This is a genomic window from Mucilaginibacter sp. JRF (assembly GCF_015223065.1).
Lineage (GTDB): Bacteria > Bacteroidota > Bacteroidia > Sphingobacteriales > Sphingobacteriaceae > Mucilaginibacter.
Genome location: NZ_JADFBY010000004.1, coordinates 206,366 through 220,930, shown reverse-complemented (window position 1 = coordinate 220,930; position 14,565 = coordinate 206,366). Strand labels below are relative to the sequence as shown.

Here is a 14,565-nt window from a genome sequence, read left to right as displayed (position 1 = left end):
ACCAATTCAGGCAAGTATGAAAACCGACAAACACTATAAATTCATTAATAGCGGTACCGGTTATTGTATATTCCATTACTCGCTGAGCAGTAACCTCACTCCCGAACAGATCAACATTGAACTTGAAAAGGTGAAAGCCCAGGTAGCATCAAACAATGGCCTGTTGCTTAATACCATTTATTGGGAAGAAGTGCGCGACGATAACTAACCTGCCCCCGAACGTACACATCATACTGTTGGTTGTGTATTTATTTGGTTATACAATTTGCCAAACCAAACCGTTAATTACCTTTGCAGTAACTAATTTGAAATACCACCATGAACAAAGCATTAAAATTAAAGGCATTGGCAGTTATGCTGATGGCCATGTTCTTTTCAATTACTACCAATGCGCAGGATGCTAAACCCGTTGCCAGCCCGCGCGATAGCGTAAGCGGCAAAGCCGGTAAAGCCCAAATCTCAATTAACTATGGCAGCCCATCGGTAAAGGATCGTAAAATTTGGGGTTCACTTGTACCTTACGGCCAGGTATGGCGCGCGGGTGCTAACGAGGCTACCGTTTTTACTACCGATAAAGCCATCAAGGTTGAAGGTAAAAGCCTGCCTGCTGGTACTTACAGCTTTTTCACTATCCCTGCCGAGGGCGAGTGGACAGTTGTATTTAACAAAGTGGCCAAACAATGGGGCGCTTATAAATACGAGCAAGCGCAGGATGCACTGCGTGTAACCGTTAAACCAACAAAAGCCGCTGCTAAAAGCGAGCGTTTAGTTTACGCCGTTAACCCTAAAGGTTTCACCCTAAGCTGGGATGAATTAACCGTACCGGTATCAGTAAAATAAGCTGATCAAAATATTTTTGTTAAGCCTCTGCATTTGCAGGGGCTTTTTTGTTGCAGCATTACTCCTGTTATGTATATTTACGGCTAATGTTTAAACCTAATTCGCCTCTTATAAAATTACTGATCATAGTTTTTACGCTGGGGCTTGCCATTTATCTGCTCATGGTGTTTGCTGATCATCCGCAGGCGGTTGAACAGTATTATTCCCAGGGCCTTTACCAAGGTGTTGCCCTGGTGCTGCATTCGCTATTTAACTGGCTGCCATTCAGTATTGGCGATTTGGTATACATAGCCGTATCACTATTACTGGCCTATGTGGTTTTTAATATTATAAGGCATCTTTTTAAAAAACGCTTTAAACAAGCCGTTTACAGTTCATTGCGTCTTGTTATTGGCATACAGATAGGGGTGGTTGTATTTTATTTGTTTTGGGGATTGAACTATTTTCGTCCGCCGGCCAGTGTACGCCTCGGCCTTACGGATACCGCCTATACGCTTACCGATCTGAAAGCGGTTACCCTTGTGTTAATTGACAGCGCCAACCAAACCCGTCAAAAACTTTCGGCAGCGGATATGGCCAGGCCTAACGATAGTATTTACAACTCGGCACAGCAGGCACTTAAAAACCTGTCCGACTCATCATCGCAATTTAAAACCTTTAACCCGGGGGTAAAACCGGCCATGTTAACCTTTGTAATTAACTATCTGGGTACGTCGGGCTACTACAACCCATTTACCGGCGAGGCGCAAATTAATTACCAGATGCCGGTTTATATGCGCCCCTTTGTGGCTTGTCACGAGCTTTCGCACCAGGTAGGTTTCGGGCCGGAGGATGAAGCTAACTTCGCGGGATTTTTAGCGGGTATTAAATCAAAAGATAAATTGCTGCGCTACTCGGCCTATTATACAGGTATGGAGGAGTTTATGTACGCCTTGCGAGCTGCCGATACCACCTCGTTCAAGCTGTTTAAAAAACGCATCAGCAAAAATGTAATGGCCGATTTGAAAGCCGAACGCGAATACTGGCAGTACTATGAGGGCAAGCTGGATGCCATCAGCAGCATATTTTATGATAAGTTTTTAAAAGTGAATAATCAGCCGCAGGGGCTGCTTACCTATAACCAAATGATAAACCTGGCTATGGCCTGGTATAAAAAGCAATTGTACACCCACCGATAGGTTTATTGCAGCTGTTTAATAATTGATTATATTTGAGGGAGTTTAATGTTGAAATGAAGAGATTGCTCCTTATCATGATGCTTTTTACCTGCGGATACGTGCAGGCGCAAAGCATAACCCTTAATGACCTTACCAACCTTGCCCAGCTAAGCAATGGCGAAGCGCACGATTACCTGGTGCTATCGCGCAAATTTAAACGCGATTATATCCAAAAGATAAATGGCAAACAGGTTGAAAACTACAAAGGCCTTACTGATACCACCAAACGCGAAACCGTAATTATTGGCGATGGCCAAAAGCTGGATAACGGCTTGCTGCTGCGCAATGTTTACTACGCCACCAACAGCCGCAAGTTTTTATTGAATATGATAAGCCAGGCAAAGCAATCAAACTTTAAGTTGAGCTTTACCGGTATGGATGCGGGCAACAACATCTTTATGTTTGATGACGATCTGTACCACATCATTATTAACGTTGGGCGAGGTAAAGGCACCGGCTCCGTAAGCGTAAAGCAAAAGGAGTTTGTGGGCGTTTATTAACGCTTAGTTCAGCGTGGCGGGTAGCCGCTTTATATATTCCTCATTTTTATCAATGCCGTTATGCCTTTGGCCTTTCAGGATGATAAGCCGGTCGCCCGGTTTAAAATGCTGTTTTAGTTTTAATGACGATTGATAATAGATGCGCCCATCCGCATCGCCATGAAAAATAACAATCGGTGCTTTAACCTTTTCGATATAGCTGTAAGTATTCAGCTGATACTTCGAGATGAACGAGGGCAGGAATGGGTATAAATTCTTAGCCAGATCAATAAAACTATAGTACGGCGCCAACAATACCAGCTTATCCGGTTTATTATTAGCCGCTAACCACGCGGCAGGCCCGGTACCTATCGAAAAGCCCATGATAATAATGCGCCGACCCTGATACGCATTCTTCAAGGTATCATAAGCAGTTTGCACGGCTTGCAGCAAATCTGCCTCACTGCTGATGTGCCCCGTGCTTTTACCAAAACCGGGATAATCCAAAACAAACATATCGTAACCCATAGCCGTATGTTCGGGAGTGATATCGCCCCAATCATCAGCATTACCCGCGTTGCCATGCAGAAAGAAGATTAAACCCTTAGCGCTATCGGCTTTAAATAATACACCGCTCAGGGTATCGTTACCGCTCTTAATACTATACTCCTTAAATGGATAAGCAAAGCTGAATTTATGGTTGTGTGAAAGTTTAGCTTCGTGGAAGATGAGGCTATCCTGCTCAAAATAAAAATAACAACACACCGCTATGTAAAGTGCCGCGGCAATACCCGCCAGCCAGGTAAGGGTTTTTAAAAGTTTGTTCATATATATAAGGTGGTCAAGTTATGTAAATGCCGGGGTTAAATCAAAGCCTGCATAATCGGTGTATCGTAAAAAATCTGTTTATATTTACCCGCAAGCGTTTATACTATGCCCCAAACAACGGCACTTAACAAGTGGCTTTACTTATTTTTAGGCTTAGCGGTAGCCATTAACTTTAGCGGGTTGTTTGTGCCGCTCATGAACCCCGATGCTACCCTGTATGCCACCATTGCCAAAACCATGGTGCTGCGTAATGATTATGTGAACATTTACGTTCGCGGTACCGACTGGCTGGATAAACCGCATTTCCCGTTTTGGGCGGCTGCCTTTTTCTTTAAGATATTCGGTATAAACACCTGGGCCTACAAGCTATCGGGCATTGTATTTATGCTGATGGGGGCGCTGTATACCTGGCTGTTTGCTAAGAGTTTGTATAATAAACAGGTAGCCATTTGGTCGGTATTGATATTGCTGACGGCCCAGCACATCGTCCTCTCAGATAACGATGTTCGTGCCGAGCCTTACCTTACCGGGTTGATCATTGCCGCTACTTATCATTTCTACCGATCGTACACCAAACCCTCGTTTTGGCATTTGCTGATAGCCTGCCTGTTTGCCGGTTGCGCGGTTATGACCAAGGGGATATTCGCCCTCATCACCATTGGCGGCGCCATAGCCGGGCACCTTATCATTACCAAACAGTGGAAACAGTTATTTAACCTGCGCTGGTTGCTGGCGGCGGTGCTGGTATTTGTTTTTATGTTGCCCGAGGTATATTGCCTGTACCAACAGTTTGATGCTCATCCTGAAAAGATAGTTTTTGGCCAGCAAGGGGTATCAGGCATAAAATTCTTTTTTTGGGATAGTCAGTTCGGGCGGTTCTTTAATACCGGGCCCATCAAAGGTAGCGGCGATCCTTCCTTTTTTGTGCATACCACGCTATGGGCATTTTTGCCATGGTCGTTATTATTGTTCGCGGCCATATTTCAATTCATTAAAAAAGGCAGCAAAAATGCACGGTCGACCGAGTGGTTTAACCTCTGCGGAGCCATGCTTACCTTCCTGATGTTTTCGGCCTCAAAGTTCCAATTGCCGCATTATATCAATATTGTGTTCCCGTACTTCGCTATTATCACGGCGCAATATGTTTGCGGCATCCAATCGGCAAAAAGTAAAAAAGCCATCAATATTACCCAATGGATAGTTGTAGCATTGCTTTTGATAGTCTTAGTTGCCCTGCAATACTTTTATCAACCATCCATTAATAATGCGTTAGTAGTTACGTTAGTACTTACGTTAATGCTTACGCTTTTATTGGTGTATGTAAATAAAGGTGCGGAATGGCAGGAGCGGGTAGGCTACCGCGGTATTATAGCCTGTATAATTGTCAACCTGTATTTAAACTGGGTTTTCTATCCCGATGTGCTTAAATACCAGGCGGGCAGCGAAGCTGGTATGTATGTAAGCGAACAAAAATTACCCGCTAACATACCCCTGCTGCAAAGTGGTGATGATGTGAATTTCGCAATGGAGTTTTACCTGGACAGGCCGATGAATACCATACCTGCCGATGGCTCAGCAAAATTGCCGACTGACTCCTTTATGCTATATGCGCCTGCTGATGCGCTAACCGGCATACTAAACGGCCGTAAAGCAAAAACGCTCAAAATATTTGAGCGTTATGCAATTACACGACTTAAACCCGCTTTTTTGAATAAGGCTACACGCAGCAATCAAACAACACGTATGCAACTGGTTTTGGTAGCCGCTGAGGGTAAGAATTAATATTTTAACTAAGCAGTTTTTGCAGGTATTTGCCATAGCCGCTTTTTATGTAGCGTTGTGCCAAAGCGCCTAACTGTTCGGCATCAATAAAGCCCATGCGGTAAGCTACTTCTTCAATACAACCTATTTTGGTATCCTGGCGTTTTTCAATTACGCGTACAAACTCGGTAGCATCGCTTAGTGAATCGAAAGTACCGGTATCCAGCCATGCTGTACCACGATCCATTACACCTACTTTAAGTGTGCCTTGTTCAAGGTAAACCTTGTTTACGTCGGTTATTTCGTACTCGCCGCGTGGAGATGGCTCAAGATCAGCAGCTATATTTATAACGCTGTTATCGTAAAAATACAGACCCGGTACCGCGTAGTTCGATTTTGGTTTCTCCGGCTTTTCCTCGATAGAAAGCGCATTGAATTGCTTGTCAAATTCCACCACACCATAACGCTCAGGGTCAGCAACCGGATAAGCGAATACCGCCGCGCCCTCTACATTGTTAAAGCTTTGTATCAGCTTGCTGAAGCCCGAACCGTAAAATATATTATCGCCCAAAATAAGGGCGGCTTTATCATCGCCAATAAAATCCTTACCAATTACAAATGCCTGTGCCAGTCCGTTCGGTTTTTCCTGAACGGCGTACTCAAAGCGGCAACCCAGCTCGCTACCATCGCCCAGCAGGCGTTTAAAGCTCTCATTATCTTCGGGTGTGGTGATGATCAATATCTCCTTGATATCGGCCAGCATTAAAACAGAAAGCGGGTAGTAGATCATCGGCTTATCATAAATAGGCATAAGCTGTTTACTGATGGCCTTGGTAATAGGATATAGCCTGGTGCCTGATCCGCCTGCTAAAATAATACCTTTCATATGTACGATGGTTTTGTGTTGGTTAACGGTTTTTTATTGTTTTTGTTAGTTGTTTTTCAGTCTGTTGATGCAAATCTCCAAACTATCGCGCCAGTAAGGAATCTCGATGCTTAGCGCGTTCTTGATCTTGCTTTTATCCATTACCGAATAGGCCGGGCGCACCGCCCTTGTTTTGTAAGCGCTGGTTGGTATAGGCAAGGTTTTAACATGCGTTTCTGATAGCGCGAATATCGCCTTGGCAAAATCATACCACGATGCCACACCCTCGTTACTGTAATGATACAGGCCATAAGCGGTGCTTTCGGTTTTAATGATCTCCAATATGGCATACGCCAGATCGATGCCGTAAGTAGGCGTACCCACCTGATCGGCAATAATGGTTAATTGCTCCCGCTCGGCACCCAGCTTAAGCATGGTTTTAACAAAGTTATTACCATACTCAGAGTATAGCCAGCTGGTACGCAGTATAAAGTACTTCTCTAACACGCTGCTGATAGCCAGTTCGCCATCCAGTTTGGTTTGGCCGTAAGCGTTTATCGGTTTGGCAATATCATCCTCAACGCGAGGGGTGGAGGCGTTGCCCTCAAACACAAAATCAGTTGATGTGTGAATGAGCGTGGTGCCATATTCAAGGCAAAATTTGGCCAGGTTTTCGGCACCTACCTTGTTTACCTTATCGGCTGTTTCGTAATCATCCTCAGCCTTATCAACAGCGGTATAGGCCGCGCAGTTAATGGCATAGGCCGGGCGTTGCGTTTCAAATATCTTCTTCAGCCCATCAAGGTCGAGTATGTTCGCCTCGCCCTCGCCCGGAAAATAAATTTCGGTAATGCCCTCGTTTTCGGCTATCTGTTTGAAGCAGGTACCCAACTGGCCATTCGCCCCGAATATTACTATATTCTTCATGCTTTGTGGTAGATGTTAAAAGAATGGTTCCTGCACATCGGCAAGGTAGGGTAATATCCTGTCCTTCTCTGATGTTTGCAATGTATCGGCAGGTAATATCCAGTCTATATTTAGTGATGGATCGGCATAATGCAAACCACCCTCTGATACTTTGTTATAAAAATTATCGCATTTGTAAGCAAAAATGGCGGTATCGCTCAATACCACAAACCCATGCGCGAAACCTCGTGGTACAAACAGCTGATGCTGATTTTCTTCACTCAAGCGTGCGCCATAGTACTGCCCGTAAGTAGCCGAGCCTGGGCGCAGGTCAACAGCGATATCCAATACTTCGCCTTTAATTACACGTACCAGTTTAGCCTGGGCGTGTTCACCTTTTTGCAGGTGCAGACCACGTAATGTACCTTTTGATGAATAGGATTGATTATCCTGCACAAAGGTGGTATTGGTGCCGGTAAGCTCGTTAAAGGTTTGTTGATTATAGCTTTCAAAAAAGTAGCCACGGTCATCATTAAATACCCGTGGTTTTAGTAACACGCAACCCTCAAGCGGGGTAAGTTCAATGGTCATATTTAGCGTTTATCGTATTGGGTTTCGTAATAGTCTGAATATGCGCCGCTGGTAACATGCTCAATCCAGGCCTTATTGTTCAGATACCAGTCAATAGTTGCTGAAAGGCCCTGCTCAAACGTTACTGATGGCTCCCAACCTAACTCTTTGTTCAGTTTGGTAGCGTCGATAGCGTATCGGGCATCGTGGCCCGGGCGGTCTTTCACAAACGTGATCAGCTTTTCGTTAGTACCAGCCTCACGACCAAGTTTTTCGTCCATCTGGCGACAAAGCACGCGCACCAGGTCAATATTAGCCCACTCGTTAAAGCCGCCAATGTTGTAGGTATCGCCGTTATTGCCTTTATGGAATATGAGGTCGATAGCGCGGGCGTGGTCAATTACATACAACCAATCGCGCACGTTCATGCCGTTACCGTAAACCGGCAGCGGTTTGTTGTTCAATATATTGTTGATCAGCAGTGGTATCAGTTTCTCAGGGAAATGATTTGGCCCGTAGTTGTTTGAGCAGTTTGATACGATGACAGGTATGCCATAAGTATCATGGTAAGCACGCACAAAGTGATCGCTTGATGCCTTGCTGGCGCTGTATGGCGAATGCGGATCGTACTTGGTAGTTTCGGTAAAGAAACCCTCGGTACCTAACGAGCCGTAAACCTCATCGGTTGATATATGATAGAACAGGTGATTTGAGTAATCATCCTTCCAAAATTGTTTGGCGGCTTCAAGCAGGGTTACGGTACCTATCACGTTAGTATACACAAAATCAAGCGGATTGGTGATCGAGCGGTCAACGTGCGATTCGGCAGCCAGATGCACCACATCTGTTACACCATATTTCTCAAAAATTTCATTGATGGCAGCCGCGTCCTTAATATCGGCACGCTCGAAGATGTAATTAGGCTGATTTTCAATGTCTTTGAGGTTCTCTAAATTACCGGCATAGGTAAGTGCATCCACATTGATGATCTGGTAATCAGGGTAATTTGTAACAAAACGCCTCACCACGTGCGACCCAATGAAACCGGCACCTCCGGTAATTATTATTGTTTTCATATAGCGTGATTAATATAATTATAATTGTTATTGGCCGAAAATAATGATAAAGTTGTAATGAAACTAAGGTTTTATAGATTTTTTAATAAATATAATAATCAGTTCATCATGCATTTATACGCAGAAACCGTCAATGTGTTTAATAATAAAATTGAATGTTGCAATGCCGGCTATAATATTGTTTCATAAATGTATAAACTATATAGCTAACAGCAAAAATTTAAACTGGTATATACTATATATCAATGTTTTTAAGCATCAGCGGCAAAACATCATCGCCGTTCAGCTCTATCCATTTTACATCAGCATCGCGCCTGAACCAGGTGAGTTGCCTTTTCGCAAAACGACGGGTATTTTGTTTGATCATGTCGATGGCGGTTTTCAGATCAATCTTTTCATCGATATAATCGAATAATTCAGTATAGCCTACCGTATTCAACGCGTTTAAATGGCGATAGGCGAGCAATGTCCTAACTTCATCAAGCAAACCCTGTTCCATCATGATGTCCACCCGGCGGTTAATACGATCGTAAAGCTGCTCTCGCGGCATGGTCAATGCCAGTTTAATAATATTGAACGGCCGCTTATTGGTATTAGCCGTACGGTATGATGAAAATGGCTTGCCAGTTGTTTCAAAAACCTCCAGCGCACGTATAATCCGTTGCGGGTTACTCAGGTCAACCTCATTATAATAATCAGGGTCAGCATCCTTTAACTTTTGCTGAAGATGGGTGATGCCATGCTGCTCCAATTCCCTGCTTAGGTTATCACGCACACTGGCAGCCGCTACAGGTAATTCATCAAAGCCCTCGCAAACGGCTTTTATGTATAAGCCTGAACCTCCGGCTAATATTACTACATCATGTACTTTAAACAGTTCATCCAGTAGTTGTAATGCCTGCTTCTCGTAATCGCCGACGTTGAAATTTTCGGTTATAGAATGCGAGTCAATAAAGTAATGCTTTGCCGCTGCTAATTCATCAGCATCAGGCTTGGCGGTACCGATGCTCATCTCCCTAAAAAACTGCCTCGAATCGGCCGATACTACTACCGTATTATAATGTCGGGCCAGTTGTATGGCAGCCGCGGTTTTACCCACCGCCGTAGGGCCTGCTACTACAATAAGTGTTTTGGGTTGATGAACCATCAGGTTAATAAAGGTTTTAAAAATCAAATAGCGACGGTTTTTTAAAGCCATCGCTATTTGTTGTATTTCTTGACCATAGTCGATTGACCATGGTCAATCGACTATGGACCAATTAATAATCATCCCTGCTGCCACGGCCGCGATCTTCGTCCTCAAAGCCTTCATTATCTGAAAACTCACTGCCAAATTCATCATCTTCTGCTGATTCTTCTTCCTCGTCAACAACGGCTTCGCCGGTTTCGTCAACTTCCGTAAAGTTCTCGGTGTCTTCCGGATTGTATTCCATCTCGTTCAAAAAGTCAAACTCCTCGCTGGTTGGCGGCAGTATGGTTGGGTTGAACACGTTGCCGAATTGCTTAGGTGCTTCGCCAACCGAACGTACCACCTGCGGATATTCAGCCTTTGGCGATTCATCTAAAATGATCTTCATCAACTCAACGTGGAAATCGAAAGGGCGGTCAAAGTTAAAGGTGTAGTAAAACTTTTGGTGCGGATCATCAATAAAACCGCTCAGCCTCACTTTTTCCATCAGGGCAATACCACGATCAATTTTGCGCTGGGTGGGCATAAAGGTGATCTCCTCGCCTTTGGTCCATTGATCGTTACTGATGTAAAATGATGAAGAATACTCAGGATTATATCCGGTAGATTTATGTATAGCGTAATGAAGATCCTGAAAAGTTTGGTTCGATTTTACATCGATCTCCCTTACAATATCATCATAATCCTCAAAAGTGACCCTAAACCTGTATACTGCCATTTGTTATATTTTTATCAAAATTAATAATGTTTTTTTTATTTGGATTGAGCAACAACTTTTAAGCCAATTTGTGTGCCTTTTTCAATTGTAAATTCAAGCGCTGCCTCACGGGTATTAGGAATCTCGCCTTCAAGTATGGCTTCGCGTATCTGGTTTTTGATAATGCCCACCTCGCGGCCTTCTTTTAAGCCGAATATCTCCATAATATCAGTACCGGTAACGGGCGGCTGCCAGTTGCGTATACTGTCGCGTTCCTCAACATCCTTTAGTTTTTGTTGTACCAGCTCAAAATTTTGACGGTACTTTTTAACCTTGTACTCGTTTTTGGTGGTAACATCGGCCTTGCACAGTTGCATCAGGCTGTCAATATCATCACCGGCCTCAAAAAGTAAACGCCTAACAGCCGAATCAGTTACTACAGATTGCGACAATACGATAGGGCGCAGGTGCAGCTGTACCATTTTTTGTACAAACTTCATCTTATCATTAAGCGGAAGTTTTAGCTGCGCGAATATTTTGGGCACCATGCGCGCGCCTTTGTCCTCGTGGCCATGAAACGTCCAGCCGTGGCCGGGTTCAAAGCGTTTGGTAGGCGGCTTGGCAATATCGTGCAATATGGCAGCCCAGCGCAACCAAAGGTCGGTAGTTGTTTCGCAAATATTATCCAGTACCTGCAAAGTGTGGTAAAAATTGTCCTTATGGCCTTTACCATCGCGGTACTCAACGCCATACAGCGCCACCATTTGCGGGAATATTTTATGCAGCAAGCCGGTATCAAACAGGTATTCAAAACCTATTGATGGCTTTGGGGACAGGATGATCTTATTCAATTCATCCGATATCCGCTCCTGCGATATAATTTTGATACGATCAGTATTAGCTTTTATGGCTTCTACCGCTGTATCATCTATCTTAAAATTAAGCTGTGTGGCAAAGCGTATGGCCCGCATCATGCGCAAGGGGTCATCGCTAAATGTTTCGACCGGATTAAGCGGCGTTTTTATCAGCTTTTGCTCCAGGTGGGTTATACCACCAAACGGATCAAGCAATTCACCAAAATTATCAGGATGTAAGGATAACGCCAGCGCATTGATGGTAAAATCGCGACGGTTTTGGTCATCTTCCAAAGTACCATCCTCCACAATAGGCTTGCGCGAGTCGCGGCGGTACGATTCACGGCGTGCGCCCACAAACTCCACCTCCATATCGTGATACTTAAGCATGGCGGTGCCAAAGTTTTTAAATACCGATACCTGTACGTTAAGTTTTTTGGCCACAGCCTCGGCAAAGGTGATGCCGTTACCTATCACCACCACATCAATATCCTTTGAGGGGCGGTTCAGGAACAGATCGCGCACGAAACCGCCAATGGCATATGCCTGCACATTTTGCTGACCCGCCAGTTGCGATATCACTTTAAATATATGGTGTTGCAGGTGCTCCTTCATTACCGGTAAATGCCCGTCGGGCATTAATGAAAGGTGCAAATTTAGGAAAATGAGTAATAAAACAACCTATTACCTCCGCAGAAACTCAAACCGGCCATCGGGCGCTAAACGCATTATGGTTGATGGCTTTTTTAACGAGGTATCGTGCTGATCGATATCCACCACATAATCAACACCTTCTATAATATCCTGAGCTATTTCGCCAAAGTTTTGGGGCGATGGCTGGCCGCTAATATTGGCCGATGTTGATACCAATGGTTTACGCAAACGCTGTATCAGCTGCTCGCAAAACGGGTGTTTGGCAACACGTATGCCCACGCTGCCATCAGTGGCTATCAATGCTTCGGATATGTTTTTGGCGCCCGGCATAACCAGCGTAAGCGGATTTTCGGCATATTCTATCAGGTCGTAAGCAATGTCGGGTACTTCGCGCACGTAGCTTTGCAGTTTATTGTCGGTATCCAGCAAAATGATCATGCTTTTGGCTTCTTCGCGCTGTTTAAGGGCGAATATCTTTTTCACGGCCTCGGTGTTGGTAGCATCGCAGCCAATACCCCAAATGGTATCAGTAGGGTAGAGGATGATACCGCCATCCTGTATAACTTTAAGGGCTTTTGCAACTTCGTCTTTAAGCATGATTTAAGTATTTACTCAGGGCTTCAATAATTTTTGTTTCGTTAAGTAACTGCATACATTTGGGTATGCCGTAAAGCTTGCAGGTGTTGCGCACACACGGTTCGCAGTTAAGTTCACCGGCGCGTATAACCGTCATATCATCCAGGTTAAACGGCTCGGTATTGTGCTCGTTACCGGCGCCAAATAATACTACAACCGGCAGCCCAACGCTGTTTGCCAAATGCGCCGGACCGGAATCAACCGTAAGCAAAGCCGCCTTACCCGCCATTAGCGATGCCAGGTTGCTGAGGTTGGTTTGTCCGGTGTGGTTCACTATTCTGTCCTTATCGGTAACACCGGTCAATATAGTGTTCACATGCTCTGCATCCTTTGGCGAACCGATCATGCCGATGCTAACATCAGCAAAGGTACTCAACAACAGGTTAAGCAGCGCAATACCCTTATCGACAGGCATACGGCGTGATGATGCCTCCGAATTAATGTTTACCAGCAACTGCTTAGGGTCGTTAACCAAAGCATGAGCCACAAGCTTAACCGGTTCGGATGGTATGGGTTTGCCTGTGAATTGCTCCAACAGGGCAATGTATTCGCGTACCCGGTGCACATTATTTGGACGCTTACAAGCTTTGGTGAGCAGCAAAAAGCCACCCTCGTTACCAAAACCTACACGCTTTTTTGCACGGGTACCAAAGGCCATCATAGCTGATGACAGCGATGGCGGCAGGTTAAAATAAATATCGTACTGTTTATTGCGCAGGGTTTTGCCGAAGCGGTATACACCGCGCAGGCCTTTAAATTCCTGCTTAGAAAAGGGATAGATATTGCTGATACCCGGAATAAGGGCGGCAATGCCCTTCAACTCCTGCTTAATGATCACATCAATTTGCGCATCAGGATAAAGCTGCTTTACCGCGGTAACGAAAGAGGTGCTCATCACCACATCGCCAAGCCAGTTGGGCAACCTGATCAGTATCTTCATTTGGATGGAGATGAGGGGTGAATGGTGAGTTGTGAATAGTGAGTAAGAATATCGGAGCGTTTATCAGATATTGTTTTATCTGTTTATTGCTCAGTTTCAATATTACTCACTATTCACACCTCATTACTCACCAATTAAACTGCAACGTTGTTTTCGCGCAGGGCGTCGTTCAGCGAAGTTTTTTTGTCGGTTGATTCCTTGCGTTTGCCGATGATAATGGCACAAGGCACCTGGTACTCGCCCGCAGGGAATTTTTTGGTATACGACCCCGGTATAACTACCGAGCGTGCCGGTACACGACCTTTATATTCAATCGGCTCCTCGCCGGTAACATCAATAATTTTAGTTGAAGCGGTTAATACCACGTTAGCGCCCAGTACAGCCTCAGACTCAACGTGTACACCTTCAACTACAATGGCGCGTGAGCCGATAAAGCAGTTATCCTCAATAATAACAGGTGCAGCCTGTACAGGCTCCAACACACCGCCAATGCCTACACCACCACTAAGGTGTACGTGTTTGCCAATTTGCGCACACGAGCCTACGGTAGCCCAGGTATCAACCATGGTACCCTCGTCAACAAAAGCGCCTATATTTACGTACGATGGCATCATGATAACGCCTTTGGCCAAATGCGCGCCGTAACGGGCAATAGCATGCGGCACCACGCGAACACCGGTTTGCTTATAGTCGGTTTTAAGAGCCATTTTATCATGGAAAACGAACGGACCTGTTTTGATCTCCTCCATATTGCGGATAGGGAAGTACAAAATCACGGCTTTCTTAATCCAGTCGTTAGTATGCCAGCGACCGCCGATAACCTCGGCAACGCGGTATTCGCCTTTATCTAACCGTTCAATAACGGTTTCAATGGCGTCTTTGTATTCGTTATATTGCAGCAGGGCGCGGTCTTCCCAGGCTTCTTCAATAAGTTTTTTCAGATCTTGCATGGTATTATTTAAACTTTGGGCAAATTAACGGATTTTTAACTTTTATTCGATTTTAAGTTTAATTTATAACTGTTTGAAACAGAACTTTAGTGTTTATCAAACA

Annotated in this window: 16 protein-coding genes; 5 read left to right on the top strand and 11 right to left on the bottom strand. The window is 44.7% G+C overall.

The features are described from left to right. The first annotated feature begins 16 nt into the window (after positions 1 to 16). The 4 genes from IM792_RS12335 to IM792_RS12320 all read left to right on the top strand — a co-directional run bounded on the left by IM792_RS12335 (position 17) and on the right by IM792_RS12320 (position 2,557). A complete protein-coding gene (locus tag IM792_RS12335) occupies positions 17 to 208 on the top strand; it encodes a hypothetical protein (protein WP_194102178.1) in 192 nt (63 codons plus the stop codon). Between the two features lie 110 nt (positions 209 to 318). After that, positions 319 to 840, top strand: coding sequence for a DUF2911 domain-containing protein (locus IM792_RS12330; protein WP_194102177.1), 522 nt, complete (start codon positions 319 to 321; stop codon positions 838 to 840). Positions 841 to 926: 86 nt separating this feature from the next. After that, positions 927 to 2,018 (top strand): DUF3810 domain-containing protein, encoded by a 1,092-nt coding sequence (locus IM792_RS12325; RefSeq protein ID WP_194102176.1) that lies wholly within the window; start codon positions 927 to 929, stop codon positions 2,016 to 2,018. Between the two features lie 53 nt (positions 2,019 to 2,071). Further along, complete coding sequence (locus IM792_RS12320; protein WP_194102175.1) at positions 2,072 to 2,557, top strand: hypothetical protein; 486 nt, start codon at positions 2,072 to 2,074, stop codon at positions 2,555 to 2,557. Positions 2,558 to 2,560: 3 nt separating this feature from the next. On the opposite strand, the gene IM792_RS12315 is transcribed toward IM792_RS12320, so the two are convergent. Beyond that, positions 2,561 to 3,364 carry an alpha/beta fold hydrolase gene (locus IM792_RS12315; RefSeq protein ID WP_194102174.1) on the bottom strand — a complete coding sequence of 268 codons (804 nt, stop codon included), beginning with the start codon at positions 3,362 to 3,364 and terminating at the stop codon, positions 2,561 to 2,563. A gap of 105 nt (positions 3,365 to 3,469) precedes the next feature. Here IM792_RS12315 and IM792_RS12310 point away from each other — a divergent pair, with 105 nt between their 5' ends. Next, positions 3,470 to 5,146, top strand: a complete 1,677-nt coding sequence (locus IM792_RS12310) for a glycosyltransferase family 39 protein (RefSeq protein ID WP_194102173.1) — start codon at positions 3,470 to 3,472, stop codon at positions 5,144 to 5,146. Positions 5,147 to 5,150: 4 nt separating this feature from the next. On the opposite strand, the gene rfbA is transcribed toward IM792_RS12310, so the two are convergent. From rfbA to IM792_RS12260, 10 genes are all read right to left on the bottom strand, one after another. Beyond that, a complete protein-coding gene (rfbA, locus tag IM792_RS12305) occupies positions 5,151 to 6,011 on the bottom strand; it encodes a glucose-1-phosphate thymidylyltransferase RfbA (protein ID WP_194102172.1) in 861 nt (286 codons plus the stop codon). Positions 6,012 to 6,056: 45 nt separating this feature from the next. Then, positions 6,057 to 6,917, bottom strand: coding sequence for a dTDP-4-dehydrorhamnose reductase (gene rfbD, locus IM792_RS12300; RefSeq protein ID WP_194102171.1), 861 nt, complete (start codon positions 6,915 to 6,917; stop codon positions 6,057 to 6,059). A 15-nt stretch (positions 6,918 to 6,932) separates the two neighbouring features. After that, positions 6,933 to 7,487, bottom strand: a complete 555-nt coding sequence (rfbC, locus tag IM792_RS12295) for a dTDP-4-dehydrorhamnose 3,5-epimerase (protein WP_194102170.1) — start codon at positions 7,485 to 7,487, stop codon at positions 6,933 to 6,935. 2 nt (positions 7,488 to 7,489) lie between these two features. Further along, positions 7,490 to 8,542 carry a dTDP-glucose 4,6-dehydratase gene (rfbB, locus tag IM792_RS12290; RefSeq protein ID WP_194102169.1) on the bottom strand — a complete coding sequence of 351 codons (1,053 nt, stop codon included), beginning with the start codon at positions 8,540 to 8,542 and terminating at the stop codon, positions 7,490 to 7,492. A 235-nt stretch (positions 8,543 to 8,777) separates the two neighbouring features. Next, positions 8,778 to 9,740 carry a tRNA (adenosine(37)-N6)-dimethylallyltransferase MiaA gene (gene miaA, locus IM792_RS12285; RefSeq protein ID WP_228085069.1) on the bottom strand — a complete coding sequence of 321 codons (963 nt, stop codon included), beginning with the start codon at positions 9,738 to 9,740 and terminating at the stop codon, positions 8,778 to 8,780. 61 nt (positions 9,741 to 9,801) lie between these two features. Further along, complete coding sequence (locus IM792_RS12280; protein ID WP_194102168.1) at positions 9,802 to 10,449, bottom strand: hypothetical protein; 648 nt, start codon at positions 10,447 to 10,449, stop codon at positions 9,802 to 9,804. A 35-nt stretch (positions 10,450 to 10,484) separates the two neighbouring features. Continuing rightward, the gene (locus IM792_RS12275) at positions 10,485 to 11,897 is read right to left on the bottom strand and encodes an HD domain-containing protein (protein WP_194102447.1); all 1,413 of its coding nucleotides are present in this window, start codon (positions 11,895 to 11,897) and stop codon (positions 10,485 to 10,487) included. Between the two features lie 69 nt (positions 11,898 to 11,966). Continuing rightward, positions 11,967 to 12,533 (bottom strand): L-threonylcarbamoyladenylate synthase, encoded by a 567-nt coding sequence (locus IM792_RS12270; RefSeq protein ID WP_194102167.1) that lies wholly within the window; start codon positions 12,531 to 12,533, stop codon positions 11,967 to 11,969. Continuing rightward, positions 12,526 to 13,512: a lipopolysaccharide heptosyltransferase II gene (waaF, locus tag IM792_RS12265; protein ID WP_194102166.1), complete on the bottom strand. Its 987-nt coding sequence runs from the start codon at positions 13,510 to 13,512 to the stop codon at positions 12,526 to 12,528. The genes IM792_RS12270 and waaF overlap by 8 nt, the downstream gene beginning before the upstream one ends. 134 nt (positions 13,513 to 13,646) lie before the next feature. Beyond that, positions 13,647 to 14,462: a 2,3,4,5-tetrahydropyridine-2,6-dicarboxylate N-succinyltransferase gene (locus tag IM792_RS12260; RefSeq protein ID WP_194102165.1), complete on the bottom strand. Its 816-nt coding sequence runs from the start codon at positions 14,460 to 14,462 to the stop codon at positions 13,647 to 13,649. Positions 14,463 to 14,565: the final 103 nt, after the last annotated feature.

What these genes read in the sequence shown, in the direction of transcription:
- IM792_RS12335 (WP_194102178.1), top strand. Translation starts at nt 17, where the DNA reads ATGAAAACCGACAAACACTATAAATTCATTAATAGCGGTACCGGTTAT.
- IM792_RS12330 (WP_194102177.1), top strand. Translation starts at nt 319, where the DNA reads ATGAACAAAGCATTAAAATTAAAGGCATTGGCAGTTATGCTGATGGCC.
- IM792_RS12325 (WP_194102176.1), top strand. Translation starts at nt 927, where the DNA reads ATGTTTAAACCTAATTCGCCTCTTATAAAATTACTGATCATAGTTTTT.
- IM792_RS12320 (WP_194102175.1), top strand. Translation starts at nt 2,072, where the DNA reads ATGAAGAGATTGCTCCTTATCATGATGCTTTTTACCTGCGGATACGTG.
- IM792_RS12315 (WP_194102174.1), bottom strand. Translation starts at nt 3,364, where the DNA reads ATGAACAAACTTTTAAAAACCCTTACCTGGCTGGCGGGTATTGCCGCG.
- IM792_RS12310 (WP_194102173.1), top strand. Translation starts at nt 3,470, where the DNA reads ATGCCCCAAACAACGGCACTTAACAAGTGGCTTTACTTATTTTTAGGC.
- rfbA (WP_194102172.1), bottom strand. Translation starts at nt 6,011, where the DNA reads ATGAAAGGTATTATTTTAGCAGGCGGATCAGGCACCAGGCTATATCCT.
- rfbD (WP_194102171.1), bottom strand. Translation starts at nt 6,917, where the DNA reads ATGAAGAATATAGTAATATTCGGGGCGAATGGCCAGTTGGGTACCTGC.
- rfbC (WP_194102170.1), bottom strand. Translation starts at nt 7,487, where the DNA reads ATGACCATTGAACTTACCCCGCTTGAGGGTTGCGTGTTACTAAAACCA.
- rfbB (WP_194102169.1), bottom strand. Translation starts at nt 8,542, where the DNA reads ATGAAAACAATAATAATTACCGGAGGTGCCGGTTTCATTGGGTCGCAC.
- miaA (WP_228085069.1), bottom strand. Translation starts at nt 9,740, where the DNA reads ATGGCTTTAAAAAACCGTCGCTATTTGATTTTTAAAACCTTTATTAAC.
- IM792_RS12280 (WP_194102168.1), bottom strand. Translation starts at nt 10,449, where the DNA reads ATGGCAGTATACAGGTTTAGGGTCACTTTTGAGGATTATGATGATATT.
- IM792_RS12275 (WP_194102447.1), bottom strand. Translation starts at nt 11,897, where the DNA reads ATGAAGGAGCACCTGCAACACCATATATTTAAAGTGATATCGCAACTG.
- IM792_RS12270 (WP_194102167.1), bottom strand. Translation starts at nt 12,533, where the DNA reads ATGCTTAAAGACGAAGTTGCAAAAGCCCTTAAAGTTATACAGGATGGC.
- waaF (WP_194102166.1), bottom strand. Translation starts at nt 13,512, where the DNA reads ATGAAGATACTGATCAGGTTGCCCAACTGGCTTGGCGATGTGGTGATG.
- IM792_RS12260 (WP_194102165.1), bottom strand. Translation starts at nt 14,462, where the DNA reads ATGCAAGATCTGAAAAAACTTATTGAAGAAGCCTGGGAAGACCGCGCC.